At 65.3% G+C, this 25,346-nt stretch carries 20 protein-coding genes and 1 pseudogene; 11 read left to right on the plus strand and 10 right to left on the minus strand.

Annotated elements, in window-relative coordinates; genetic code table 11:
- Positions 1-140: 140 nt before the first annotated feature.
- The 4 genes from MOK15_RS00945 to hflK all read right to left on the minus strand — a co-directional run bounded on the left by MOK15_RS00945 (position 141) and on the right by hflK (position 4,543).
- Positions 141-503 (minus strand): hypothetical protein, encoded by a 363-nt coding sequence (locus MOK15_RS00945; RefSeq protein WP_242929871.1) that lies wholly within the window; start codon positions 501-503, stop codon positions 141-143.
- Positions 504-926: 423 nt separating this feature from the next.
- On the minus strand, positions 927-2,426 hold the full coding sequence (locus MOK15_RS00950; protein WP_242929872.1) for a Do family serine endopeptidase: 1,500 nt from the start codon (positions 2,424-2,426) through the stop codon (positions 927-929).
- A 135-nt stretch (positions 2,427-2,561) separates the two neighbouring features.
- A complete protein-coding gene (locus MOK15_RS00955) occupies positions 2,562-3,410 on the minus strand; it encodes a protease modulator HflC (RefSeq protein ID WP_242929873.1) in 849 nt (282 codons plus the stop codon).
- Positions 3,407-4,543 (minus strand): FtsH protease activity modulator HflK, encoded by a 1,137-nt coding sequence (gene hflK, locus MOK15_RS00960; RefSeq protein ID WP_242929874.1) that lies wholly within the window; start codon positions 4,541-4,543, stop codon positions 3,407-3,409. Before hflK ends, MOK15_RS00955 begins: the two co-directional genes overlap by 4 nt.
- Before the next feature lie 74 nt (positions 4,544-4,617).
- On the opposite strand from hflK, the gene MOK15_RS00965 reads away from it, so the two are divergent.
- Complete coding sequence (locus tag MOK15_RS00965; protein ID WP_242929875.1) at positions 4,618-5,598, plus strand: Mrp/NBP35 family ATP-binding protein; 981 nt, start codon at positions 4,618-4,620, stop codon at positions 5,596-5,598.
- On the opposite strand, the gene MOK15_RS00970 is transcribed toward MOK15_RS00965, so the two are convergent.
- A complete protein-coding gene (locus MOK15_RS00970; protein WP_242929876.1) occupies positions 5,599-6,057 on the minus strand; it encodes a GNAT family N-acetyltransferase in 459 nt (152 codons plus the stop codon).
- Positions 6,058-6,143: 86 nt separating this feature from the next.
- Between MOK15_RS00970 and MOK15_RS00975 the strand changes: the two genes are divergently transcribed.
- The 9 genes and pseudogenes from MOK15_RS00975 (at position 6,144) to MOK15_RS01015 (ending at position 15,997) form a co-directional block, all read left to right on the plus strand.
- Positions 6,144-6,578 (plus strand): CoA-binding protein, encoded by a 435-nt coding sequence (locus MOK15_RS00975; protein WP_242932592.1) that lies wholly within the window; start codon positions 6,144-6,146, stop codon positions 6,576-6,578.
- A gap of 38 nt (positions 6,579-6,616) precedes the next feature.
- Positions 6,617-8,884 (plus strand): molybdopterin cofactor-binding domain-containing protein, encoded by a 2,268-nt coding sequence (locus tag MOK15_RS00980; RefSeq protein ID WP_242929877.1) that lies wholly within the window; start codon positions 6,617-6,619, stop codon positions 8,882-8,884.
- Entirely contained in the window at positions 8,881-9,882 is a 1,002-nt protein-coding gene (gene hemH / locus MOK15_RS00985; protein ID WP_242929878.1) for a ferrochelatase, read from the plus strand. Before MOK15_RS00980 ends, hemH begins: the two co-directional genes overlap by 4 nt.
- Before the next feature lie 26 nt (positions 9,883-9,908).
- Positions 9,909-10,631 carry an acetoacetyl-CoA reductase gene (phbB, locus tag MOK15_RS00990; protein ID WP_242929879.1) on the plus strand — a complete coding sequence of 241 codons (723 nt, stop codon included), beginning with the start codon at positions 9,909-9,911 and terminating at the stop codon, positions 10,629-10,631.
- Positions 10,631-10,900, plus strand: a complete 270-nt coding sequence (locus tag MOK15_RS00995) for a ribbon-helix-helix domain-containing protein (protein WP_242929880.1) — start codon at positions 10,631-10,633, stop codon at positions 10,898-10,900. The genes phbB and MOK15_RS00995 overlap by 1 nt, the downstream gene beginning before the upstream one ends.
- Before the next feature lie 79 nt (positions 10,901-10,979).
- Positions 10,980-13,436, plus strand: a complete 2,457-nt coding sequence (locus MOK15_RS01000; RefSeq protein ID WP_242929881.1) for a TonB-dependent receptor — start codon at positions 10,980-10,982, stop codon at positions 13,434-13,436.
- 162 nt (positions 13,437-13,598) lie between these two features.
- Complete coding sequence (locus tag MOK15_RS01005) at positions 13,599-14,366, plus strand: energy transducer TonB (protein WP_242929882.1); 768 nt, start codon at positions 13,599-13,601, stop codon at positions 14,364-14,366.
- 6 nt (positions 14,367-14,372) lie between these two features.
- Positions 14,373-15,056 (plus strand): Fe2+-dependent dioxygenase, encoded by a 684-nt coding sequence (locus MOK15_RS01010; RefSeq protein ID WP_242929883.1) that lies wholly within the window; start codon positions 14,373-14,375, stop codon positions 15,054-15,056.
- Positions 15,057-15,598: 542 nt separating this feature from the next.
- Positions 15,599-15,997: pseudogene (locus tag MOK15_RS01015) on the plus strand (DUF559 domain-containing protein).
- Between the two features lie 86 nt (positions 15,998-16,083).
- On the opposite strand, the gene MOK15_RS01020 reads toward MOK15_RS01015, so the two are convergent.
- From MOK15_RS01020 to MOK15_RS01035, 4 genes are all read right to left on the minus strand, one after another.
- Entirely contained in the window at positions 16,084-16,950 is an 867-nt protein-coding gene (locus tag MOK15_RS01020) for an FAD:protein FMN transferase (protein ID WP_242929884.1), read from the minus strand.
- A gap of 110 nt (positions 16,951-17,060) precedes the next feature.
- Positions 17,061-17,960, minus strand: a complete 900-nt coding sequence (locus MOK15_RS01025; RefSeq protein ID WP_242929885.1) for a DUF4198 domain-containing protein — start codon at positions 17,958-17,960, stop codon at positions 17,061-17,063.
- Positions 17,961-17,973: 13 nt separating this feature from the next.
- The gene (locus tag MOK15_RS01030; RefSeq protein WP_242929886.1) at positions 17,974-18,507 is read right to left on the minus strand and encodes a DUF2271 domain-containing protein; all 534 of its coding nucleotides are present in this window, start codon (positions 18,505-18,507) and stop codon (positions 17,974-17,976) included.
- A 14-nt stretch (positions 18,508-18,521) separates the two neighbouring features.
- The gene (locus MOK15_RS01035) at positions 18,522-19,166 is read right to left on the minus strand and encodes a PepSY-associated TM helix domain-containing protein (RefSeq protein WP_242929887.1); all 645 of its coding nucleotides are present in this window, start codon (positions 19,164-19,166) and stop codon (positions 18,522-18,524) included.
- Positions 19,167-19,462: 296 nt separating this feature from the next.
- On the opposite strand from MOK15_RS01035, the gene MOK15_RS01040 reads away from it, so the two are divergent.
- A complete protein-coding gene (locus MOK15_RS01040; protein ID WP_242929888.1) occupies positions 19,463-20,494 on the plus strand; it encodes a VacJ family lipoprotein in 1,032 nt (343 codons plus the stop codon).
- A 58-nt stretch (positions 20,495-20,552) separates the two neighbouring features.
- On the opposite strand, the gene MOK15_RS01045 is transcribed toward MOK15_RS01040, so the two are convergent.
- Positions 20,553-25,229 carry an NAD-glutamate dehydrogenase domain-containing protein gene (locus MOK15_RS01045; protein WP_242929889.1) on the minus strand — a complete coding sequence of 1,559 codons (4,677 nt, stop codon included), beginning with the start codon at positions 25,227-25,229 and terminating at the stop codon, positions 20,553-20,555.
- Positions 25,230-25,346: the final 117 nt, after the last annotated feature.

A 25,346-nucleotide genomic window follows, 5' to 3' on the forward strand; every position in this document is an offset into this window, starting at 1 on the left:
AGGCGGGGCAATAGGCAACCGCATCGCTAGACAAAGTACGCAGCTTTTCTTGGGCGAATGATGCGTCGCCTATCCGCCCCAGAAAACCGATCGGGAAAGCCGGTACCCCTGCTCGCGCAGGGGTCGGATTTCCCTCGATTCTACTGCCGCAACAGCACTCCGCTGACCGATCCGTTACGCACCGAGCAGACGAAGGGAATATCGCCATTTTGTGATGTGACGGTCCCTTCCACTTCCCATCCGGTGGACATGGTGCTGGCGTGGGCGGGGCCGATCAACCTGGAGGCCGGCCCGGCCTGATACAGCGCCTTCGCCGCGCAGGCATCGCGGGCCGCCTCGGCCGACGCGATCGACCCATAGCCGGGCGAGGCATAGGGCGTGCGCCGCGCTTCCCGCTCGGCCTGCCGGTCGCGCACGATGTCGCCGACGATCGCCGCGGCCACGACCTCACGCGGATAGATAACCACTTGTGCATGAATTGGCCCGGCGATCGTCATCATCATTATCATCGCCATAGCTGTACGGGTCGCTGTCTTCCTCATGTCGCTCCACTTCCCTGTTGACGTCTTTTCATAGCCTATTTGAACAGATTGCCCAATATGCCACGCACCAATTGATCAGCAGTGCTGTCCTTTCATGCGGCGGACCATGAAAAATCCTCCCCTGTAAGGGGAGGTGGCTGGCCGAAGGCCAGACGGAGGGGGGTCACCCTATCGAGAGGGGAACACCCCTCCACCGGCTTCGCCGGTCCCCCTCCCCTTACAGGGGAGGATTTTTATTGGCTCGCTCCCGTCACTTACGTTCAGAAAACGGGTTTGCAAACGCCATGATAGCCAAAAGAAAACCCGTTCGGCCCTTCGACACACTCTCCTGAGTGTGTCGAAGGGCCGAACGGGTCTTAGAACCTTAGAGACGGCAAGCGCTGCTTATTTGTCCCGCAGGCGCACCGGCAGGAAGATCGGTTGCTGGCCACGGCGCAGCACCTGCAGCAAGATGGCGTTGCGGCCCTGTCCGGCCACCGCCTTCACCTGCGCGTCCAGCTCCGCCTGGTTGGCGACCGGGCGGTTGTTGGCGGTGATGATGACGTCGCCACGACGCAGGCCCTTGGCGCCCGCATCGGTGGAACCGTCGACGGCGGTGATGACGATGCCGCGCGTGTCGGCCGAAACGCCCAACTGGCGGATGATGCCGGGCGTCAGCGGGATCGCCGAAATGCCGAGCGACTGTTGGGTCGCCTTGCCGGGGTTCGAATCCTGCTGGCTGAAATCCTCATCCTGTTGCGGGGCGAAGCTGTTCAGCTCATCTTCCGACGGACGTTCGCCGACGATCGCCGTCACCGTCTGGCGCTGGCCATTGCGCATGAGGGTGATCGGCACGCGCGCGCCGATCGACTGGCTGGCGATGATCGACGACAGATTCTGGTCGGCGGTCACTTCCTGGCCAGCGACGCTGACGATCACGTCGCCTGCCTTGATGCCGGCCTTGTCCGCGCCCTTGCCCGGTTCGACGCTCTGGACGAACTCGCCGCGATTCTTGGCAAGGCCCAGCGAATCGGCCATGTCTTCGCCCAGCGGGCTGATCTGGACGCCCAGATAGCCGCGCTTGATGCTCTGACCCTTGCGCAGCGTATCGACGATCGGCGCCGCCTGTTCCGACGGAATGGCGAAGCCGATGCCGACATTGCCGCCCGAAGGCGAGAGGATCTGGCTGTTGATGCCGATCACATTGCCGCGCATGTCGAACATCGGGCCGCCGCTATTGCCCTGGTTGATCGATGCGTCGGTCTGGATGAACTTGTCATAGGTGCCGCCGGTGCCGCGATGCACGGCGGAGATGATGCCCGCCGTCACGGTGCCCGACAAGGCGAAGGGGTTGCCGATCGCGATCACCCAGTCGCCCACGCGCGCCTTGGTGCTGTCGCCGAACTTGACGAAGGGCAGGGGCTTCTTCGCCTCGATCTTCAGCACCGCCAGGTCGGTGGCCGGATCGCGGCCGATCAGCTTGGCGGGATATTCTTCCTTGTTGGTGAGGGTCACGGTGATCGAATCCACCGTGGCGCCTTCCGCGCCAGCCGACACCACATGGTTGTTGGTGACGATGTAGCCGTCGGCCGAAATGATGAAGCCCGACCCCAGCGACTGCGCCTGGCGCGTCTGCGGCTGGCCGCTGCCCTGGCCGAACAGGTCGCCAAAGGGCGTGCCGGCGAAGGGGTTTTGCACCTGAACCCGCTGCTTGGTCGAGATATTCACGACCGCGGGTTGCAGTTTTTCGACCATGTCGGCCAGGCTTGCGGGAGCGCCGGTCGGGGCCGCCGCCTGCAAGCCTTCATTCTGCGCGATCTGCGCGCCGACATTGGAACTGGTGGTGACGGCGATGGCGGTACCGCCCAGCAGCAGGGCGCCGGTAATGGCATAAGCGTAACGCACTCGTGACGGTCCTCTTCAAATCTTCTGGGAATGGAAGGCGGGACTTTTAGGGAAGTCCTGACATGCGCCGCCTTGCCTTAACCCTCATTGAATGACGCTGGTTCCGTAATGATCCGTATGGATCATGACGAAAATTTAACGTCGCCCCTGAAATTGCCGCAAGAACTCATTATCCGGCGACAGGATGATGTTGGTCTGCCCGGTCCGGTCGGGCGCGAACGTGTAGCGATAGCTCTGCATGGCCCGGTAGAAATCATAGAATTGCGGGTCCTTGCCATAGCTTTCGGCGTAGATGCGCGCGGCGTTGGCGTCGGCCTCGGCGCGGATGATCTGCGCCTGCTTGGCGCCTTGCGCGCGGATGGTCAGCGCTTCCTGTTCGCGCGCGGTGCGCATCCGGGTGAAGGCGCTTTCCAGCGGCGTGCCGTCGGGCAGGTCGGCGCGCTTGATCCGCACGTCGACGATCTCAGCGCCATATTGACGGGCGACGCGATTGAGTCCCGTCTCGATATTCTGCATCACCTGCCCCCGCTCCGGGCTGAGCAGCGCGGCGAAGGGCCGCTTGCCCAGTTCGTTGCGGAGCGCCGAACCCAGGATCGGGCGCAGCGCGTCGGACACGCGATCCTCATTGCCCGCAGCAATATACATGCGCAGCGGATCGACGATGCGATAACGGGCGAAGGCGTCGACCTGCAAGCGGAGCTGGTCGGTCGAGAGCACTTGCTGCCGCTCCATTTCCACCGACAGCACGCGCTTGTCGATCCAGACGATCTGGTCGATGAACGGCCAGCGCCAGATTATCCCCGCGCCGGTATGGCCGAAATTTTCATTGGCCTGATAGCGGTTGATGATTTCCTTGGGATCGCCGAAGCGGACGATCACGCCCTGCTTGGTTTCCGGCACGATTGCAATGGTGCTGCCCAGGATGATGAGGGCGAGCAGCGCGATCAGGGCGAGGGCTACGGGATGGCGCAACAGGGTCATCACTGGCCTCCCGTGCTGTTCGCGGTTGCGGCTTCGGCGGGCGCCGCCTGCTGCGCCCGCCTCTTCAGTTCGGGCAAGGGCAGATAGGGCGTCACATTGCTTCCTTCGACGATGGTCTTGTCGACGTTCGACAGAACACCCTCCATGGTTTCATAATACATGCGCCGCCGGGTCACTTCGGGCGCAAGCCGATATTGTTCATAGACCTTGTCGAAGGCGGCGGCCTCGCCCTGCGCCTTGGCCGTCACCTGCTGGGCGGCGGCGCGGGCCTCGTTCAGATAGGTCTGCGCCGTTTGCTGTGCGGCGGACACTGCCTTGAAGGCGTCATTGACCGCTGTCGGCGGATCGGCCTGCTTGATCGCGACGCCCTGGATGCGGATACCCGATTTGTAGCCGTCCAATATCTCCTGCATCCGTTGCTCGACCTGCTGTTCGATGCTGCTGCGGCCCGCGCCCAGCGCATCGTCCAGGCTCACGCTGGCCAGGACGGATCGCATCGCGCTTTCCGCCACTTCGCGCACCGTCGCGTCCGGGTCAGAAAGCTGAAACAGATAGAGTTCCGGATTGCGGATGTTCCAGCGCACCGAATAAGCGAGGTCGATGATATTCTGATCGCCGGTCAGCACCAGATTCTCACTCTCCGCGCTCACCGACCCGACGTCGATGGTGCGGATTTCCTCGACATCGACCGTGGACACTGCCTCAAACGGGGCGGGCAAGGTCAGGCTGATGCCGGGAGAAAGCGTGCGGCTATATTTGCCGAGCAGGGTGACGACGCCGCGTTCCTGCGGGCCGACGCGGTGGAAACTGGTCAGCACCAGCCACAGCACCACCAATATGCCGATGGCGATGGGCCACAGCGCCTTGCCGGATGCGCGCGGGGGCAGGCCGCCAAAGCCGCCGCCCTGACCGCCACCGCCCTGGCCGAAGCTTTCGCGGCCCCGGCGCAGCAATTCCTCGATCGCGGACGGGCCTTTCTGTCCGCCGGATGGCTTGCCCGGCTGGGTCCACGGATTGCGCGGGCCGCCGTCGCCGCCGCCCTTCTGTCCGTCCCCGTCCGGTCCGTCATTCTTGCCGCCCCAGGGGCCTTGGACCATCGCTGCGATCGCGGGCATCCACCCGAATATTCTTCTCATGCCACCTTCTATAGGAAGGCTTATCCACGAAAAACAGTGCCAATGGCTGCGAATATTGCCTACAGGGCCTCGTCATGACCGATCTTGCCGATTTTACCGCCCGTCTGAATGCCCTGACCGACGGCCGCGCCAGCGCCCCGCGCGTCAAGGACGGGGTGATGACGCTAGCGCTCGACGTCGGCGGACTCTCCCCTGATCAGCGCGATGGCCTTGCTGCCGCGATCCGCGAAGGCGGCCTGACCGTGCCTGGCGTCACCGACGTTCGTATCGCCCAAACGGCGGAGCGAACGCTGACGGAGAGCAAGCCCCTTCGGATCATCGCCGTCGCCTCGGGCAAGGGCGGGGTGGGCAAATCGACCCTGTCGGCCAATCTTGCCGTCGCGCTGGCGCGGTTGGGCCTGAAGGTCGGATTGGTCGACGCCGATATCTACGGACCGTCGCAGGCGCGGCTGATGGGCAGCGAGGATCAGAAGCCGGTCGCGCGGGATAAGAAGCTGATGCCCGTTACCGGTGCGGCGGGCATTCCCATGCTGTCGATGGCGCATCTGGTCGAACCCGGCAAGGCGCTGGCCTGGCGCGGGCCGATGGCGGGCAATGCGTTGTCGCAACTGATCGATGCCGAATGGGGCGACGCCGAACTGCTGGTGGTCGACATGCCGCCGGGCACCGGCGACATTCAGCTTTCCATGGTGCAGAAGCATAAGCCCGCCGGCGCGGTGATCGTCTCGACGCCGCAGGATCTGGCGCTGATCGACGCCACCCGCGCGGTCAGCCTGTTCAATCAGGCGGGCGTGCCGATGGTGGGCCTGGTCGAAAATATGGCCGGTTATGCCTGCCCCCATTGCGGTGAAATCTCCGATCCTTTCGGGCAGGGCGGGGCGGAAAGCACGGCGGGCGACCTGTCCATGCCCTTCCTCGGCCGTATCCCGCTGGCGATCGACATTCGTCGCCGCTCCGACGCGGGCGATCCCCCGGCGGCGGGCGAAGGCCCCCATGCCGACGCTTTCCGCGCGATCGCGGAAAAGGTGGCGGACTGGCTCAAGCGGGCGGCTTGATTACAGGTCCAGATGCAGGAACTGGTTGAAGGCGCTCTTGGTATAATCGCCGAACGCATCGCCGTCGGTGAATCCATGCGCCCGGTAGAGCGTCAGCGCCGGGTTGAAGGCGGGGCCGCTGCCGGTCTCCAGGCTTAGCCGTCCCATTCCCCGCTGACGCGCCTGCGCGATGATGTGGCGCAGCAACACCGCCGCCGCGCCGCGCCGCAGATGGTCGGGATGGGTGCGCATCGACTTGATCTCGCCCTGGTCCGCGCTCAGCATCCGCAGCGCGCCGACCCCGGCGATCTCCTCGCCATCCCAGGCGGTCCAGACCTGGATGTCCGGCGATTGCAGGCCGGACAGGTCGAGCGCGAACACGGCGTCCGGCGGGCTGTTGGACAACATGCCGGACAGGTGCAACGCCAGTAGCGCGCGGGTTTGCGGATCGGTCAGGTCGTCGGGGCGAATGTCGAACATGCCGCTTCGCTATCGCAATCGCAGCGCCAAGGGAACGTCTTGCAAGCGCCTGCGTCCTCCCCATGTGTCATGAAAAGGAGATCGCCATGCCGCTCGCCGCCTCGCAAGACATTGCAACCCTGCTTCGGGAAACCCGCACCATCGCGCTGGTCGGTATTTCCGACCGTCCGGACCGCCCTAGCTATGGCGTGATGCGCTTTCTGCAGGATCATGGCTATCGCGTCCTGCCGGTCAATCCGCAGATCGCGGGCGAGCATGTCCATGGCGAATTTATCTGGGGCCGCCTGTCCGATATCGGCGTGCCGATCGATCTGGTCGACATCTTCCGCCGCAGCGAAGCGGCGGGTGAGGCGGTGGATGATGCCATCGCCATCGGCGCCAAGGCTGTCTGGATGCAACTTGGCGTCGTTAACGAAGCCGCTGCCGCCCGCGCCGAAGCGGCGGGATTGAAGGTCGTGATGGACCGCTGCCCGGCGATCGAAATCCCCCGGCTCGGCCTCGCGCCGATCGTCGCCGAATAGGTCTAGGCATTCGCGCCGCGCCTCTTTATCAGGCGGGCATGGCGCGCTTACCGCGGAAGCAATCAGACAGGAACAGGGGCATCAGCCGGCGTACCCTGCTGGTCGGTGGCGGCGCGGGCGCGGGGCTGCTGATCGCCTGGGGTGTCTGGCCGCGCAGCTATAAGCCCAATCTCAACGCCGGGCCGGACGAAACGATCGTCAACGCCTTCCTCAAGATCGACCGGTCGGGGCAGGTCATCGTCGTCGTGCCGCAGACCGAGATGGGGCAGGGCGTCACCACCATATTGCCGCAGATTTTGGCGGACGAACTCGGCGCCGACTGGCGCACCGTCGCGGTGCAGAGCGCGCCGGTCAGCCCGCTCTACGCCAACACGCTGCTGGCGCGCCAATGGCTGGCGAGTGACTGGACAAGGCTGCTGGGCGGTGCGGGCGATTGGGCGATCGGCCAATATGCGACCCGCAGCGCGCTGATGCTGACGGGTGGGGGCACATCTGTCCCCATGTTCCACGACGCCTATCGCGATGCAGGCGCGGCCGCGCGCATCCTGTTGTGCAAGGCGGCGGGCGCGCGCTGGAATATCCCCTGGGAAAGCTGCGACATTCAGGAAGGGATCATCTCCGACGGGGGCGATCGCCGGATGAAGATCGGCGATGCGGTCAGGGACAGTGTGAACTTCGACCTGCCCGACATATTGCCGCTGCGTCAGGGGCAGGACGGCCGCCTGACCGGGCAGGATCTGCCCCGGCTCGATACGCCGTCCAAGATCGATGGCAGCCATAATTTCGCCGCCGACATCCGTCTGCCCGACATGGTTTATGCCTCGATCCGGCAGGGGCCGATCGGCGATGCGGTCCTCGCCGGGCTGGATGAGCGGTCAGCCAGCGGCGTTACCGGTTTCCTGAAGCTGGTGCGGCGCGAACGCTGGATCGCGGCGGTGGCGAGCAACTGGTGGGCGGCGAACAAGGTGCTGGACCTGGCCGACCCCGTCTTCACCCTGCGCGGCAGGATGGTCAGCAGCGATAGTATCGGCGAGGCGCTGGAAAATGCCTTTGCCGGTTCCGCTGGACGCCGCCTCTATTCCCAGGGCGATCTGGCGCCGGTGTTCGAAGGGGCGACCATCCTCGCCAGCGAATATCAGGTTGAGGCTGGTCTCCACCTGGCGCTGGAACCGATGGGCGCCACGGCCCGCCTCACGGACAGCGGCGCGGAAGTGTGGATGGCGACGCAGGCGCCCGGCCTTGCCCGCGCCGCCATCGCCGATGCGCTGGGCCTGTCGACAGACGCCGTGACGCTCTATCCGCTCCATGCCGGTGGCTCCTTCGGCCGCAGAATGGATTGGGAGGCGGGTGTGCAGGCGGCGCTTATCGCACGCGAAATGGGCCGCCCGGTGCAACTAACATGGTCGCGGCTGGAGGATGTGATCCAGGACCGTCCCAGTCCGCCCGCCCACGCGCGCATGGCCGCCAGGCTGGGCCGCAACGGCACGGTCCAGGGCTGGCTGGCCAAGGTCGCGACACCCTGCGCCATGACGCAGAGCTGGGCGCGCATCGCCGAGGGCAAGCTGCCCTATGAGGCTGCGGAGGGGGCGGCGGACAAGGCGACCCGGCTGGCCGTCGCCGGCATGGCGCCGCTCTATGCCATCCCCAATTGGGCGGTGGACCATTATCCGACCGACGTCGGCCTGCCGGTCGGTTTCACGCGGAGCAACGCTCATCTCCACAGCGCCTTTTTCACCGAAAGTTTCATCGACGAACTGGCGCATCTAGCGAAGATGGAGGCCACGTCCTTCCGCATCCAGATGTTGGGTGGCAATCCGCGCCTTGCCCATTGCCTTTCCACGGCGGCGGCGATGGGCGGTTGGCAGGGCGGCATTCCCGGAAGCGGGCAGGGTATCGCCACGCACATGATGGACGGCGCCTACGCCGCCGTCATGGTGGAGGCGGCGATGCGCGGCGACAAGCTGAGCGTCAATCGCATCATCGCGGCCGTCGATGTCGGCGACCAGGTCAATCCCGACATTGCCCGCCAGCAGGTCGAAAGCGGGCTGGTCTATGGCCTTGCCTATGCGATGGGCGCGTCCGTCCCCTATGAACGCGGCTTTCCGACCCGCGCTATCCTGGGCCGGATGAACCTGCCGCGTCTGGCGGATGTCGGCGAAGTGACGGTCGAACTGATCCGCAGCACCGCCGCCCCCACCGGCGTCAGCGATCTCGCTGCGCCGCTGATGGCGCCCGCCATCGCCAATGCCCTTTACACCTGGACGGGTCAGCGGCTGCGGAGCCTGCCACTTGTGGGAAGCGCATGACCCGGCCCGTCGATCATCCCGCCGTTGCGATGCCCAAGGTCGGCATATTGCTGATGAACCTCGGCACGCCGGACGCGCCGGACGTCAGGTCGGTGCGGCGCTATCTGGCCGAGTTCCTGTCCGACCCCCGCGTCGTGGAAATCCCCAAGCTCATCTGGCAGCCGATCCTGCGCGGCGTCATTCTCACCACCCGGCCGAAGAAGTCCGCCCACGCCTATCGACAGGTGTGGACCGACCAAGGCTCCCCGCTCGCCGTCCACACCCGCGCCACGGCGCGGGCGCTGCAACAGGCGATGGGCGATGCGGTGACGGTCGACTGGGCGATGCGCTACGGCAATCCCGCCATTGCGAGCAGGCTTGCCGCGATGAAGGCGCAAGGGTGCGATCGCATCCTGCTGGCGCCGCTCTATCCGCAATATAGCGCCGCGACGACCGCCACCGCCAACGACGCCGCCTTCGCCGCGATGAAGGCGATGCGCTGGCAACCCGCGATAAGGACGTTGCCGCCTTATCATGACGACCCGGCCTATATCGGTGCGTTGCAGGCGGTGATCGAAGCGCATCTGGCGGCGCTGGATTTCCGGCCCGACGCCTTGCTCGCCAGTTTCCACGGTATGCCCGAACGCACGCTGCGCCTGGGCGATCCCTATCATTGCCAGTCGGTGAAGACTGTTCGCCTGCTGCGCGAGGCGTTGTCGCTGCCCGTCCATATGAGCTTCCAGTCCCGTTTCGGCCGCGCCAAATGGCTCGAACCGGAAACCGAGGCGACGCTCGCCAATTTGGTACAGGAAGATGTCCGCAATATTGCTGTCGTAACACCCGGATTCGCGGCGGATTGCCTTGAAACCCTAGAGGAAATCGCCCTGCGCGCAAAAGAGGTTTTTTTGACCCATGGTGGTGAAAATTTTGCCTATTTGCCCTGTCTAAACGCATCGGCGGAAGCTATCACTCTCTATCAGAGGCTTATAAGCCGCGAGCTTGCGGGTTGGATGGACTGACCCCCGAATTGGAAGAGGACGCTTTTATGTCGAGAGTGGCGATCGTGACGGGCGGGACGCGGGGCATCGGTGAAGCGATCAGTCTGGCGCTCAAGGAACTGGGCTATACCGTCGCCGCCAACTATGCCGGCAATGCGGAAAAGGCGAAGGCCTTCACCGACAAGACGGGAATCCCTGCGTTCAAATGGGATGTGGGCGATCATCAGGCTTGCCTTGACGGCTGCGCCGCCGTGGCCGAAGCGCTTGGTCCCATCGATATCGTCGTCAACAATGCCGGCATCACCCGCGACGGCGTGCTGGCCAAGATGAGCTTCGATGACTGGAACGAAGTGATGCGGATCAACCTGGGTGGTTGTTTCAACATGGCCAAGGCAACCTTTGGCGGGATGCGGGAGCGCGGCTGGGGCCGCATCGTCAATATCGGATCGATCAACGGCCAGGCCGGCCAATATGGCCAGGTGAACTATGCCGCCGCCAAATCGGGCATCCATGGCTTCACCAAGGCGCTGGCGCAGGAAGGGGCGAAGGCGGGCATTACCGTCAACGCGATCGCGCCGGGCTATATCGACACCGACATGGTCGCCGCCGTGCCAGCGCCGGTGCTGGAGAAGATCGTCGCGAAGATTCCGGTCGGCCGTCTTGGCCAGGCCCATGAAATCGCGCGCGGCGTCGCTTTCTTCTGTAGCGATGAGGGCGGCTTCGTGACCGGCAGCACGCTGTCGATCAACGGCGGCCAGCACATGTATTGATGGGGGAGGGCGGCCCTTTGGAAGCCTCAGGGCCGCCCCTCGCGCCGCCGGTGAAGCGGAGCGTCACCATCGCCGGACACCAGACGGCGATCAGCCTTGAACCGATATTCTGGGATACGCTGCGCCGTGTCGCGGCGGAGGAGAATGTGCCGATCAACGCCCTGATCGCACGCATCGACGTCGCGCGTCTGGCTGCCGACCCGGCGCCCAATCTGGCTAGCGCCATTCGATGCTGGCTGTTTGACCGTACGCTCCGGCAACGAATATAAGAATAGTTCGCATTAGCGTTGACAGTAAGAACGATTCGCAATAGCAGGCGCCCCAACTAAGAAAAGGGGACTCTGCTCCATGAGCAAGATTGCATCGACATCGTTTCTGGCCCTGAGCTGCGTTGGCGCGCTGGCTTTTGCGGCGACCGGCCATGCGCAGGAGGCCGAGCAGGGCCAGAGGCTGGGCGGCATGACCGTCACCGACACCGCGATCGATGAATCCGAAGTGAAGGTCGAAAAGGCAGAGTCGCCCAAATATGTCCGCCCGCTGCTGGACACGCCGCAGACCATCACGGTGATCGGCAAGGCAACCATACAGCAGCAGAATCTGCTGACGCTGCGCGACGTGCTGTCGACGGTGCCGGGCATCACCTTCGGCGCGGGCGAGGGTGGTTTCGGCTATGGCGACCGCATCATCCTGCGCGGCCAGGATGCCAAGAATGACGTGACGATCGACGGCGTGCGTTCGGGCGCGTTCCTGAACCGCAACGAAGTCTATAATATCGAGCAGGTCGAAGTCACCAACGGCGCCAACTCGGTCATGAACGGCGGCGGATCGGTCGCCGGTACGATCAACCTCGTGACCAAGCGCCCGCTGGCCGACGATCAGACGATCCTGAACGCGGGCATCGGCACCGATAATTATTATCGCGCGACGGTCGACGCCAACAAGCGCGTCAACGACCTGATCGCCGTGCGCATCAACGCCGTCTATCACAGGAATGACGTTCCCGGCCGCGATGTGGAGGATTATAAGCGCTGGGGCATCGCGCCCGCCATCACCATCGGCATCGACGGCCCGACCAGCCTGACCGTCCAGGCCGAACATCTCGATGACAAGGCGATGCCGCAATATGGTCTGCGCTATTATGCGAATAATGGCGGTTTCCTGTCGGACTTCGACCGCAGCGGCTATTATGGCTTCGCCAATCTGGATCAGCAGAACAGCAAGACCAATTCGTTGCAGGCGATCTTCTCGCACCAGTTCAGCGACGCGGTGAAGATCCGCAACCTGACCCGCTATGAGAATATTCGCCAGAACACGATCACCAGCCAGCCCAACGGCACCTTCTGCCTGGCGTCGACCGGCCGGCAGCCGATGGACATCAACGGTGTGTCGGCGTCCTGCACCACCACGACCGCCGGTGTCACCACCACGGTTCCGGCGGGCTACTACCTGCCGACCGGCGGTCGCGGCGTGCAGCGGATCATCACCAACGAGACCGCCTATAACCAGCTCGACCTGAGCGCCGATTTCAACACCGGCGGAATCGAACATACGCTGGTGATCGGCGCGTCGGCGATGTGGGAACGCTATCGCCAGAAACAGGGCACGTTGCCGCGCAACGCGGATGGCTCCACCCCGGTCTTCCCGATGGTCAACATCGCCAACCCCGGTGAAGTGGTCCAGGGGCCGGCGGGTTTTACCTATGGCAGCAACGTCTATACCGGCCCGATCAACTTCATCCTGGCCAGCAATAATGTCGGCGAGCAGACCAGCTATGCCGCCTATCTGTTCGACGCGGTGAAGTTCACCGACTGGTTCGAAATCAACGGCGGCGTCCGCTATGAAAAGGTGGAGGGCTTCAACCGCACCTTCACCTATAATGTGACGCCCGGTCCGTTGTTGGGCCAGACCAGCGCCGTGAGCGATCGGCTGGAGGTAGACAATAACCTCTTCTCCTATCGGATTGGTGCGGTGGTGAAGCCGACACCCAACACCAGCATCTATGTTGCCTATGGCAATTCGAAGCTGCCGTCGAAGGGATCGGTCGACGGGGCGTGCGCCGCGCCGAACGCCACGACCGGCCTGAACGGCAATTGCAACCTGAGGCCCGAAACGACGAAAAACTATGAGATCGGCGCCAAGGCTGATCTGTTCGACGCCAAGCTGCTGCTTACCGCGGCCTTGTTCCGCAATGATCGCGATACGATCAAGCTGGCATCCGGGGATGTCGATATCCCCGACCAGGTGTTGGACGGAAAGCAGCGGGTGGAAGGGATTTCGCTTGGCGCATCCGGCAACATCACCAGCAACTGGACCATTTCGGCCAATTACATGTATCTGAAATCGAAGATCCGCCAGGGCGTGTCCGATTTCTGTCTGGCCAACCCCGGCGTCAACAATGCGACGGGTAATTGCAGCGCAATCAACAGCGCCGCCTTCCCTGATCCGACCGCCGGCTATGCCCTTACCAACACCCCGAAACATTCGGGCAGTCTGTTCACCACCTATCGCTTCGGCTTCGGCCTGGAGCTGGGTTATGGCATCACTTACCAGGGCAAGTTCCTGCTCAACCAGCCGACGCTGACGCAGCTCGCGGCCGGCAATTATGTCGGCTACAATGTGCCGAGCTACACCATCCACCGTTTCATGGCGAACTATCCGATCACGGAAAATCTGAAGGCGCAGGTCAACGTCCAGAATTTCACCAACGAGAAATATGTGACGACCGTCCGCAACGCGGTGGGCGGTAGCTGGGCGCAGCCGGCGCCGACGCGGTCGGCCGTGTTCAGCCTGAACTATCAGTTCTGATCCACCATTCCCCCGGCACGTCCCGGCCGGGGGTAAGGATGGGCGGCGATACACTCCATTACTCCTCGGATCGCCGCCCATCCAAACTTTTCCGCACGACCCATAAACGCAATTGATTCGCATTAGGCTTCGCGTTATGGGCGCGGAAAGGGAGGCGCTTCCATGCTGCAAGCCGCGAGCCAGCCGATCGACGATTATGGCCCGTTGGCCGAGCCGGACGAGGCGCGCCCGCCGCTGCCGGTGGCGCAGCCTGTTTCCGCCGCGCTGGTTGCAGCCGGACGCTATCGTGCCCAGTCCCGGCCCAATATGCTTGCGATCATCGCCATCGTGGCGATCCATGCGCTGGCGATCGGCGCGCTGATCCAGGTGCGCAACCATGTGCAGCGCGTGGAAGCGGCCAGGCTGACGGTGGTCAACCTCAACCCGCCGCCACCGCCGCCCGCCGCCGAAACGCCACCCCCGCCGCCATCCACACCGCAGGTCGTGGCGCCACCGCCGATCGTGCGGACGCCGGTGCCGCCCCTGCCGCAGGTGCAGACCACGCCCGATCCCGTGCCGGTGCCGACGCCCGCCCCGGTGACTGTCGCGATCCCCGGCCCGCCCGCGCCCGCCGCTCCACCCGCACCGCCCAGCATGGTGCAGGGAGGCGACCTTGGCACGCAGATGGTAGCGGGCAAGCCGCCGCGTTATCCGATCGAAAGCCGCCGCAAGCATGAGCAGGGGACGGTCGTGTTGACCCTGATCCTGGGCCTGGATGGCGCGGTGGAGAGCGTCACCCTTGCCCAGAGCAGCGGCTCTTCCCGGCTCGACAATGCGGCGCGCGATGCGGTCAAGGGCTGGCGCTGGAAACCGACCATCCGTGGCGGGCAGCCGGTGCGGGTCAAGGGCGTGGTCGAAATCCCCTTTGTGCTGCGGATCGATGCGGCCTGAATTTCCATGCTGATCGCCATTCCCGACCTGATCGACGCCCAGGGCGTCGCCGCTATCCGCGCCGTCATCGACGCCGCCGAGTGGGTGGACGGCAACGTCACATCCGGCCACCAGTCCGCGCTCGCCAAGCGCAACCTGCAACTGCCCGAAGACTGCGACGCGGCGAAGCGGGCGGGGCAGATGGTGCTCGACGCGCTGGGCCGATCGCCTTTGTTCATTGCCGCCGCGTTGCCGCTCAAAATCTTCCCGCCCTTGTTCAACAGCTATGCCGGTGGGCAGAATTTCGGCGTGCATGTCGACAATGCGGTGCGCATCCAGGCGGGGACGGGCTTTCGCGTGCGATCCGACCTGTCGATCACGGTGTTTCTGGAAGAACCGGACGCCTATGACGGCGGGGAACTCACCATCGAGACGAATTTCGGCGTGCAGCAGGTGAAGCTGCCCGCGGGTCATGCGGTACTCTATCCCTCCTCCTCGCTGCATCGGGTTGAGCCGGTGACGCGCGGGCGGCGGATCGCCAGCTTCTTCTGGCTCCAGTCGATGATCCGCGACGATGGCGCGCGGCAGATGCTGTTCGACCTCGACCGCAGCGTGCAGGGCGTGGCGACCGCGCTGGGGCAGGGCCATGATGAGGTGATCCGGCTGACCGGCGTCTATCATAATCTGCTGCGGCGCTGGGCGGACGCCTGAGCCTGGGGTCACGGTTTCGATCTCCGCCGAAGTTCACACCGTCATTGACCCGCATCCGGAGCATTTTTGCGGCAATTGCGCCCGCGAAGCGGCAGTAATGCGTCGGCGACGCGCCACCGGCGCACCATCCGGGTCACGATGACGCACCACCGACGCGACAGCAACGCATCGCCCGCGCGACAGCAAGGTCACACCCTGGGCGCGGGCGGAAGAGGGTGGTGTAAAATGGCGGGCCTGGTTCATCCACCAGGATAGATCAGAGAAAATCCTACATTGGAAGAGGAATAGCGGCGGGTTTGGCGGGGACTGAAGCGAACCTTCTTATACCCGGCTGCGTAGAGAATGACTCATCAAGATCGACCGATTGCTGTTCCCCGGCGAAAGCCGGGGTCCAGATCCACGGTTCGAACTGGACCCCGGCTTTCGCCGGGGAACAGGCCGGCATGAGTTCTCATCAATGCATTTTGGTATTACTCCCCTCCCTGCAAGGGAGGGGTCGGGGGTGGGTAGGCGAGCGGAGCGAGCCTTACTACGTTGCGGCTATGCGCCGGGTTCCCGAACATCTGACGGCCAATGCACGCGCGCTTCGTAATGCGCCCACAGATGCCGAGCGCCTGATATGGCGGCGCATTTCTCAATATCGGCCCCGCTTCACAAGGCAATTGGTGATCGGTTGCTATATTGTCGACCTGGCTTGTCGCCCCGCAAAGCTGGCGGTGGAGTTTGATGGCGCCCAACATATCGACGCGCAGGATTAAGATGCCCGTCGATCGGCTTTCCTTGCGGGGCAGGGTTGGACGGTCATGCGGTTCTGGAACGTAGATGTAGTGCAGAATCCCGACGGGGTGGTCGAGGCGATCTTGCGCAAGGCCGCCGAGTGCCTCGGCGGCACCCACCCCCAACCCCTCCCTTGCAGGGAGGGAAGAAGAAATACGGACTGACCGCTCTCCACCCCCTTCTCGTCATTCTCGCGAATGCGGGGATGACGGTGGAAACTTGCATTTGCGCCCCGCGCCCCAACGTGCCCTTACCCCAGCATCGCCGCCAGCGCGGGGGTCATATATTCCTGCGCGCCTTCTTGCGTGCGCAGCACCAGGCGCGCGGCGAGGTTGTGGCGGGTGGCGAGCGTCATGCCGCGGTCCGGCCCCATGACGGTGATCGCGGTGGCCCAGGCGTCGGCGAGCATGGCGCTGTCGTGCAGCACGGTGACGGAGGCGACGCCCTCCCTGATCGGCGCGGCGGTCGCGGGATCGATGCTGTGGGAGAGGCGGGCGCCATCCTCGACGCGGAAACGGCGATAGTCGCCCGATGTGGCGACGGCGAGGTTGCTGAGCGCTACACGGAGCGTCGGGACGGTGAGGCCAGGCGGGGCTTCGACATCGACCCACCAGGGCTGGATATCGGGCTTGATCCCGTCGCCGCGCAGCTCGCCGCCGATCTCGACCAGGAAATGGGCGACGCCCAGCGCGCGCAGTGCCGCCGCGACGGCATCGACCGCAAAGCCCTTGGCGATGCCGGAGAAGTCGAGCGCGACGTTGGCGAGGCGGCGAGCCTTGCTGCCTTCCACCGCGATGCGGGTCCAGGGGGAGGGGACGGGGAGGGCGGAAGCGGCCCCCCTAGTCGGGCCGAAACCCCATAAGTCCACGAGCCGGCCGATAGCGGGGTCGAAGGCGCCGTTCGACAGCCGGGCAATCTCCAGCCCGGCGCGCAATACGGTCAGCATGTCGGCCGGGAGTGGCATCCATTCGCCGACGGGCGCGCGGTTGAAGCGGCTGATGGCGGAGTCTGCTTCCCAATTGCTCATCTGGTCGATGATGCGCGCCAGCACCGTTTCGATCGCGGTGGCGCAGCCTTCGGGCGGGTCGACGATCTGCGCGGACCAGTCTGTCCCCATGGTGGCGCCGCCCAAAGCAACGACAGCGCCCGTACGCCGCCGCCCGAGAAATGGCTCGGGCGACAGGCCGGGCGCTATCGCGATGCGGAGGCCGACGGGATGGGTCTGGCTCAGGGCGCCAGCACTTCCAGCGTGGTGATGTAGGAGGCGCGGCGCTGCGGCGGGCCGGCGGGCGCTTGCGGGCGTGGACCCTGCGGCGCGCCAGCAGCCGGACCGCCCTGGTTCGGACCGCCGGGACCGCCCTCACCACCGGGGCCGCCCTCACGGCCGCCGCCGATGCTGGCGTTCAGCCAGTACAGGCCCGGCTGTGGCCAGGTGATCGCGACCTTGCCGTCCTTGTCGGCGGCGAGGTCGATCTGGCCCAGGGCATCGCGGTAACGAATGCCGCCGGGGATGACCGTGAGCTTCAGGCCGGCGGCGGGCTTGCCGTCGAGCAGGAACTGGAAGGTCGCCGCTTCGCCCGACACCAGGTCGTTGGGGTGGGTGACGGGGACGAGTTCGATGCCGATGCCGGTCGGCTTGAAGATGGTGCTGGTGGGCGCGCCGAGCGTCACGAAAATCTCGTTGCGGCTGGACATTTCGGCGGTCTGTACGTCGGTCGCGCCAGCGGGAATTGTGCTGGCCAGCTTGTCCTTTGTAGTGCCGCGCGGCAGCCGCTCCCGCTTGCCGTTCAGCATATAGCTGCCCATGAGGGCGGTCGAAACATTGGCGATGCGATAGGTGCCCGGCTGGGTCAGATGCACGTCGAAGGTCGAGCGATATTTGCCGGTGGCGGCATTTTCGATCTTGCCTGCGCTGCCGTCCGGCTGGGTGACGGTGATGCCGTCAGTGCGCATCGGGAAATGTTCGAAATAGAAAAGATCGTTGGAGACGGCAGCGTCCACCGTGACCCAGCTTTCATTACCCGACAGGGTGGTGGACGAGGGCATCATCCATTGGCGATGCGCCTGCGCCGCACCGGCGAGCGACAGGACGGCGAGCGCGCCCGCAATCAGATATCTGGCCTTCATGATAGTCTCCCCCTTATTTGCTGAAGCTGAGGGCGACGGCGCCCAGTTCACTGCTGCCCTGCGCCTTGACGGTCGCGCCCGGCTTGGGCGGCCAGGCGAAGGGCAGGCGGACGACTTCGCGGCCGCCGACTTCGCGCGCGGCTTCGATCAGCAATGTGTAATTGCCCGGCGCGAGCTGTCCCAGCGGTCCCTTACCGGCGGTGAAGGCGATCTTCTGTTCGCCCGGCGCGCGGGTGGCGCCGGTGACGCCGTCGGCCGGGAACTGCATCGCCCGGCCCGAAGCGCGCCACCATTGGCGCACGTCGCGCAGCCATTTGGTGCCTTCGCCATTGCGCTTGTCATAATCATACCAGACCGACAGGCTGCGGGGCGCTGCCCCCTCCTTCTCGATCCAGATGGCGACATAGGGCCGGTGATATTCGGCGACCGACAGGCGCGGGATGGCGACGTTGAGGTTGAGCGTCTGGGCGCTGGCGGGCGCGGCGAGCGTGCCGGCTGCGCCGAGCGCCGCCGTGCCGGTCAGCAACAGGCTGTGGCGGATCTGCATGATATTCCCCCGTTTCAGTGGATGAAGATGATGGCGAGGATCGCCGGAATGGCGAGGCCGGCGGCGACCAGCGGCCAGGTGGTCGGGCGTTTCTTCGCATGAAGCTGAAGCAGCAGCAGGCCGGTGAGGGCGAAGAGGAAGCAGGCGACCGCGAAAATATCGATGAACCATTTCCAGGCGGTGCCGGCGTTGCGGCCCTTGTGCAGGTCGTTCAGATAGCTGATCCAGCCGCGGCTGGTGCTTTCGCTGGTGACGGCGCCGCTATGCCGGTCGATCGCGACCCAGCCGTCGCCGCCGGGGCGGGGCAAGGCGAGATAGACTTCGTCGGCGGACCATTCGGCGACGCCCGCCCCGCTCTGGCCGATGGCCTTCTCGACCCAGGCGGCGACCGGCACGGGCAGCGGCTTTTTCGTGTCGGGCGCATCGTCGGCCGCGACCTGCTTCAACAGAGTGGCGGGGAGGGTGGCGCTTTTTTCGACCGTTTTCGGCGCGCCTTCGACATCGGCGGCGTGGTTGAGGGTGATGCCGGTGAAGGCGAAGAGCAGCAGGCCGATGAGGCTGATTGCCGAGCTGACCCAATGCCAGGTGTGGAGCTGCTTCAGCCAGAAGGCCTTGGCGCTCTTCTTCTTGGGCGTCTGGATGCGGGCGGTTCCGTGCATCGGGAAAGCGATTGGTCCTGCGGGAAATGAGGTAGATCGCATAACGCGAACGACTCGCAATTGCAAATGAGTCGCGGGACATAAATTGTATTAAAATGTAAGGAAGCCGCGCCGGCTGCGATGGAAGCAGTGCAGCGGGCGACGGGCGCCCTGGCGGCGCTATTGACGGGCAGGGCTATCCCGCCTAGCCGCTGTGTTTACCGGACGTAATATGGGTTACATATTGCGCGGTTGTCGCGGTGCTGGATCGGCCTGCTCTTCATGGGCGTGCGGTGATTGCTGTTGGGAAAAAAAATATGCTGCTACCGGCCGTCGCTGCGGGAATGATGATGATGGGCGTGCAGGCGGAAGCCGACGCGCCGCAACTGGCCACGGCGCCCGTGGCGGAGGCCGGGGCGTTGCAGGATGTGACGCCCGCCGGGATCGCGCCGCAGGTGGCTGTGCCACCCGTGACCACCGAACCGGCGTCACCGCCCGCCGTCGTGCCGACCGTCCCGCCCGCTGCGGCCGACGGCGAGGACGGGCAGGACATCGTCGTCACCGGCGAGAAGGGCGCGCCCAAAGGCGATCCGCTGGAGCAACTCAACGCCAAGAGTTTCGAGGCGGTGCAGTCGGTGGACAAAGCAGTCGTGGAACCTGTAGCCAAGGCCTATAACAAGAGCCTGCCGCGCCCGGTGCGCAAGGGGCTGCGCAACTTCTTCTCCAATCTGGGCGAACCGGTCGTGTTCGCAGCCTATCTGTTGCAGTTCAAGCCGGGCAAGGCGGCGGAGACGGCGGGGCGCTTCGGGGTCAATTCGACGCTGGGCTTTCTGGGCCTGTTCGACGTGGCCAAGCGCAAGCCCTTCCACCTGCCGCACCGGAACAACGGCCTTGCCAATACGCTGGGCTTCTACGGCATAGGGCCGGGGCCGTACATGTATCTGCCGATCGTCGGGCCGACCACCTTGCGCGACATCGTCGGCGATACCGTCGACAAGATGATCCTGCCCTTCGCCGTGGGCAAGCCGTTCAACACGCCGGCCTTTGTCCTCCCCGCCACCATCCTCAACCAGTTGGGTGAGCGCGCCGCGTTCGACGAGACGATCCAGGCGATCCGCAAGGAAGATGACCCCTATACGGTCTATCGTACCATGTATCTGAAACAGCGGCAGGCGGAGATCGACGCGCTGCACGGACGCGCGCCCGCCGAGCCGGTGGTGCCGCTCTATGGCGAGGAATTGCCGACGCCGGGCAAGAAGGGCGCGCCCAAGGTAACGTTGCCGGATGCGGATGGGCCGGATGCCGATGTGCCGGATGTCGATGCGCCGGTAACGAACCAGCCGCAATAAGCGGCAAGATTTACAGAAAGGCCGTCATCCCCGCCTCCGCGGGGATGATGGTTGTTTATTACCTTCCCAGCAAACCGCGCGCCTGCCCGGCGATTTCGGCGAGCATCGCGACATTGGGTGTCGCGGCGGCCTTGGCGCGCTGGACCAGGGTGCGGAACTGGCGGACGCGGGCGCCCTTGGTCTGTAGCCATTCCTCGACATGGGTGGCGATGTCCTTGCCGCCATTCTTCCCGCCGCCCTGGGCGAGGAAGTCGAGCCGGACCTGCTGCATGTCGCGCGCCACGCCGGAGATGAGCAGGCGTTCCCACGGATCGGTCGGCTCCATGCGCGCGGCGGCGGATTGGACCCAGTCGATCCCGACCGCTTCACCTAGATGGGTGAAGGCGCGGGTCAGCGCGACTTCGTCCACCTCCATGCGGCCCGCCAGTGCAGCGATGCCGACGGCGCCGTCCAGCTTGAACAGGCCAGCGGTGCGCAGCGCCAGCGCTTCGGGTGCGCCGAGGCCGAGCAGGCGGTCGGTCACGGCATTGGTCCGCCGCTGCGCCTCGCTAGTCAGCAGATCGTCGACCTGCGCCGCCAGCTTGCCGACGCCGGCAGCCAGACGATCATGGCCCTGCGCGGGGAGCGTTCCTGCGGGCAGGGCGCGCAATATGTCCGCGATCTGCGCGCGCATCCCGCTGGCAATGTCGCTGAACAGGGCAAGGCGCGCGCCTTCCGACATGTCCGCCGCGTCGATATCCGTCCAGAGGGTGCGGATGTCGTAAAGCCGTTCGGCGATCAGGAAGGCGCTGGCCAGGTCGGCGAGCGAGCAGCCTTCCTCCTCCGCCAGTTCGAACGGGTGGATAAGGCCCAGGCGGTTGACGATGCGGTTCGCGACCTTGGTGGCGATGATCTCTTTCTTCAGCGCATGGGCGGCGATCGCGTCGGCTTCCTTTGCCTGCATCGCAGGGGGGAAGGCGGCGGCCAGTTCGCTGCCCATGCTGGCGTCGGTGGCGAGATCGCCCTGCTCGATCGCATCCTGCAGCGCGAGTTTGGCGGTGGAGAGCAGCACGGCGAGTTCGGGGCGGGTCAGTCCCTGGCCGTCCTGGCCGCGACGCAGAAGCTGGTCGTTGGCGGACAGCCCCTCCACCTGCCGGTCGAGCCGGCCGGTTTCCTCGAACGTTTCGATCAGGCGGACATAGGAGGCGAGGTCGGCCGCCCCTCCGGCTTCGGCGATGGACAGGCCTAGCGCCTGGAGCCGGTTATCCTCCAGCACGATGTCGCCCACGGCATCGGTCATGCTTTCCAGCAGCGCGTTGCGTGCTTCGAAGGGCAGACGGCCTTCCGCCATTTCCTTGTTGAGCGCGATCTTGATGTTGACCTCATTATCCGAGCAGTCGACGCCCGCCGAATTGTCGATGAAGTCGGTGTTGATGCGCCCGCCATGCAGCGAGAAGGCGATGCGGCCGGCCTGGGTGACGCCCAGGTTCGCGCCTTCGCCGATCACCTTGACGCGAAGCTGTTCGGCATTGACGCGCAGGCGGTCGTTCGCCGGATCGCCGACATCGCCATGGCTCTGCGCGGCGGCCTTCACATAGGTACCGATGCCGCCGAACCAGAGCAGGTCGGCCGGGGCCTTGAGGATGGCGGAAATGAGCGCGGCCGGTTCCATCTCCTTCTCGGTCACGCCCAGGATCGCCTGGATTTCGGGCGTGAGCGGCACGCTCTTGAGGCTGCGCGGGAAGACGCCGCCGCCCTTGGAGATCAAGGACTTGTCATAATCGTCCCAGCTCGACCGAGGGAGTTGGAACAGGCGGTTGCGCTCTTCCCAGCTCTTTGCCAGATCGGGCGAGGGGTCGAAGAAGATGTGGCGATGGTCGAAGGCGGCGACCAGCTTGATTGCCTTGCTGAGCAACATGCCGTTGCCGAATACGTCGCCCGACATGTCGCCGCAGCCCACCACCTGCACCGGTTCACTCTGCACATCGACGCCCATTTCGGCGAAGTGGCGCTGGACGCTGATCCAGGCGCCACGGGCGGTGATGCCCATCGCCTTATGGTCGTATCCGTTGGAGCCGCCGCTGGCGAAGGCGTCGCCCAGCCAGAATTTGCGGTCGAGCGCGATGGCGTTGGCGACGTCGCTGAAGGTCGCGGTGCCCTTGTCCGCGGCGACCACGAAATAGGGGTCTTCGCCGTCATGGATGACGACCTGCGCCGGGTGCTTCACCTTGTCGTTGACGATATTGTCGGTGACGGACAGCAAAGCGCGGATGAAGATGCGATAGCTTTCGGTGCCTTCCGCCAGCCAGGCGTCGCGGTCGATCTGCGGGTTGGGCAATTGCTTGGGATAGAAGCCGCCCTTCGCGCCGGTCGGCACGATGACGGCGTTCTTGACGCGCTGCGCCTTCATGAGGCCCAGTATTTCGGTGCGGAAATCGTCGCGCCGGTCGGACCAGCGCAGCCCGCCGCGCGCGACCGGGCCGGCGCGCAGGTGGATGCCCTCGACGCGCGGGGAATAGACCCAGATTTCGCGCCAGGGGAGCGGCGCGGGAAGGCCGGGGATCTGTGCGCTGTCGAGCTTGAAGGCGATGGCTTCGGCCGCCGCCTTGCCGAAGAAATTGGTGCGCAGCGTGGCGGCGATGACGGCGCGCAGCAGGCGCAGCACGCGATCCTCATCGATGGCGGTCACATGGTCGAGGCCGGCGTCGATCGCCGCCTGCGCCTGTGCGACCCGGTCCTCGGCGCCATCACGGGCGGCGGGATCGTGCAGCGCCTCGAACAGGGTGACGAGGCTGGCCGCCACATCCTGCGCGCGGCGCAGCGTGTCGGCGACGGTCGCCATGCCATAGGCCATGCCGGTCTGGCGCAGATAGCGGTAGAGGGCGCGGAACAGCACGACGGAGCGCGGGGCGAGACCGGCGGTGACGATCAGTTCGTTGAACCGGTCATTTTCTGCATGGCCCTCCAGCACCTGGGCGATGGCTTCGGTCACGATTTCGGCGCGGTCCACCACGGCTGCGGCATTGCCGCCGGCGGGCAGTTCCAGCACGAAGCGCTGGACATGGCCCAGCGTGCCGCCGTCGATCGGCGTCGTCATTTCCTCGATCACGCGGAAGCCGAAATTCTCGAAGACGGGGACGACTTCGGACAGGGCGACGGTGTCGTGGCTGTAGAGTTTGAGGCGCAGCCGTTCTGCGCTGTCTTCCGGATTGCGGTAGACGCGGATGGACTTGTCGCCGGGGCCGGACAGGCCATGGATCAGGCGGATGTCGATCGCCGCTTCGGCCGGACCCGCGCCGTTGCGATAGGCGAGCGGGAAGCCCGATGCGTAGCGCTGCGCCAGGGCGGCGGCACGGCCGCCTTCCTCGGTTTCGACCAGGGCTTCCTCGACGGAGGGCACCCAGCCGCGTACCATCTGCTTGAGCCGATGGTCGAGCGCCTCGTCATCGGGCACCACGCCGCCATCGCGCAGGTCGAGCGTAATGCGCAGCAGCGCCAGGCCGCCTTCCTCCAGCGCGATCGACCAGCTCAGGACCGGGCCATTGGCAGCCTGCGCCAGCATATCCTGCACCGCGACACGGCGCGCGGTCGACAATTCGTCGCGCGGCAGCCAGACAAAGGCGTAAAGGTGACGCGCCAATGCGCTGGTGGCGAGCGCCAGTTGCGGGCGGGGCCGGTCGCTCAGCGACATGAAGGTCAGCGCCAGCCGCTCCAGCGTTTCCCGGTCGAAGCCGATGGTGATGTCGTGCGGCAGGGCGGTCAGCGCATGGGCCAGCGTCTTGCCCGCATGGCCGCCCGGATCGAAACCGAACTTGTCCATCAGCGTGGACAGGGCCGAACGCAGCAGCGGCACCTTGTCCGGGGTCGCCGACAGGCCGGAACTGGTCCACATGCCGGCATGGATCGACAGCGCCTTCACGTCCCGGCCTTCGCGGATCGGGACGATGATGAGGTCGAGCAGCACATGGCGATGCACGCGCGACAGGCGGCTGGACTTGATGATGAGGGGGGTGCGCTTGCCTTCCTCGAACCAAACGAAGGCGGCCTCCAGCGACGTGGGCGCGATCAGCGGCTTGTCATGGCGGGTGCAGATGCCCAGCCGCGCCTCACTGCTGCCGTCGCGGCGCAGGATTTCTTGCCCGACCTGGGTGAAGTGGCGGGCGAGGAACCAGCGCAGCAGCGCGGCGCCTTCCTCATCGGGCACCGCGTCGGCGTCGCTGGCCATGGCGGTCTGCATCGACGCCCAGTCGGCCACCGTGGCGCGCACATCGGCCAGCGTATCTTCCAGCGCCTTTTCCAGCGCCCGGCGCGCCTTGGCGTCGGCGCGGTCGGCCTCGATATAGATCATGGATTCGCGGCGCGCACCGGGCGTGTCGTCGTCCAGGATCGCGGACAATGCGCCATCGCCGTCGCGCGCGACCGACAGCACCGGATGGAGCAGGCGATGGATGGTGATGTCCACCGCCGCCAGCGTGTGGGCGATCGAATCCACCAGGAAAGGCATGTCGTCATTGACGAGCGCGATGCGCATGAACCGGCCGGTGGCGCCTTCACCCAGCGTTTCGATGGCGATTGCCGGTTCGCCGGCCTTGCGGCCATTGGCCGTGCGCCCCAGAAAAGCCGCCGCAGCCGCGACGGCCGTGGTATCGAAACCCTCCCGCTCGCCCGGCAAAGCGCCGCGCGCCAGCGCTGCTTCCAGCGCCTCACGGATAAAAGTGTCAACTTCCTTGATCTTCGTATCAGCCGGCGCCGTCATTCGCTCACCTCTCAGCGCGGGTGGACCCCGCTTGCCTATCAAAACGGAGGAGACGCTGGATGGCCGCCAGGCGACTCCTCGGCATTGGAGGGCCTATATGCGCCGGAGTGATGAACG

This window comes from Sphingobium sp. BYY-5 (assembly GCF_022758885.1).
GTDB lineage: Bacteria > Pseudomonadota > Alphaproteobacteria > Sphingomonadales > Sphingomonadaceae > Sphingobium.

What these genes read in the sequence shown, in the direction of transcription:
- MOK15_RS00945 (WP_242929871.1), bottom strand. Translation starts at nt 503, where the DNA reads ATGATGATGACGATCGCCGGGCCAATTCATGCACAAGTGGTTATCTAT.
- hflK (WP_242929874.1), bottom strand. Translation starts at nt 4,543, where the DNA reads ATGAGAAGAATATTCGGGTGGATGCCCGCGATCGCAGCGATGGTCCAA.
- MOK15_RS00965 (WP_242929875.1), top strand. Translation starts at nt 4,618, where the DNA reads ATGACCGATCTTGCCGATTTTACCGCCCGTCTGAATGCCCTGACCGAC.
- MOK15_RS00970 (WP_242929876.1), bottom strand. Translation starts at nt 6,057, where the DNA reads ATGTTCGACATTCGCCCCGACGACCTGACCGATCCGCAAACCCGCGCG.
- MOK15_RS00975 (WP_242932592.1), top strand. Translation starts at nt 6,144, where the DNA reads ATGCCGCTCGCCGCCTCGCAAGACATTGCAACCCTGCTTCGGGAAACC.
- MOK15_RS00980 (WP_242929877.1), top strand. Translation starts at nt 6,617, where the DNA reads ATGGCGCGCTTACCGCGGAAGCAATCAGACAGGAACAGGGGCATCAGC.
- hemH (WP_242929878.1), top strand. Translation starts at nt 8,881, where the DNA reads ATGACCCGGCCCGTCGATCATCCCGCCGTTGCGATGCCCAAGGTCGGC.
- phbB (WP_242929879.1), top strand. Translation starts at nt 9,909, where the DNA reads ATGTCGAGAGTGGCGATCGTGACGGGCGGGACGCGGGGCATCGGTGAA.
- MOK15_RS00995 (WP_242929880.1), top strand. Translation starts at nt 10,631, where the DNA reads ATGGGGGAGGGCGGCCCTTTGGAAGCCTCAGGGCCGCCCCTCGCGCCG.
- MOK15_RS01000 (WP_242929881.1), top strand. Translation starts at nt 10,980, where the DNA reads ATGAGCAAGATTGCATCGACATCGTTTCTGGCCCTGAGCTGCGTTGGC.
- MOK15_RS01005 (WP_242929882.1), top strand. Translation starts at nt 13,599, where the DNA reads ATGCTGCAAGCCGCGAGCCAGCCGATCGACGATTATGGCCCGTTGGCC.
- MOK15_RS01010 (WP_242929883.1), top strand. Translation starts at nt 14,373, where the DNA reads ATGCTGATCGCCATTCCCGACCTGATCGACGCCCAGGGCGTCGCCGCT.
- MOK15_RS01020 (WP_242929884.1), bottom strand. Translation starts at nt 16,950, where the DNA reads ATGGGGACAGACTGGTCCGCGCAGATCGTCGACCCGCCCGAAGGCTGC.
- MOK15_RS01025 (WP_242929885.1), bottom strand. Translation starts at nt 17,960, where the DNA reads ATGAAGGCCAGATATCTGATTGCGGGCGCGCTCGCCGTCCTGTCGCTC.
- MOK15_RS01030 (WP_242929886.1), bottom strand. Translation starts at nt 18,507, where the DNA reads ATGCAGATCCGCCACAGCCTGTTGCTGACCGGCACGGCGGCGCTCGGC.
- MOK15_RS01035 (WP_242929887.1), bottom strand. Translation starts at nt 19,166, where the DNA reads ATGCACGGAACCGCCCGCATCCAGACGCCCAAGAAGAAGAGCGCCAAG.
- MOK15_RS01040 (WP_242929888.1), top strand. Translation starts at nt 19,463, where the DNA reads ATGCTGCTACCGGCCGTCGCTGCGGGAATGATGATGATGGGCGTGCAG.
- MOK15_RS01045 (WP_242929889.1), bottom strand. Translation starts at nt 25,229, where the DNA reads ATGACGGCGCCGGCTGATACGAAGATCAAGGAAGTTGACACTTTTATC.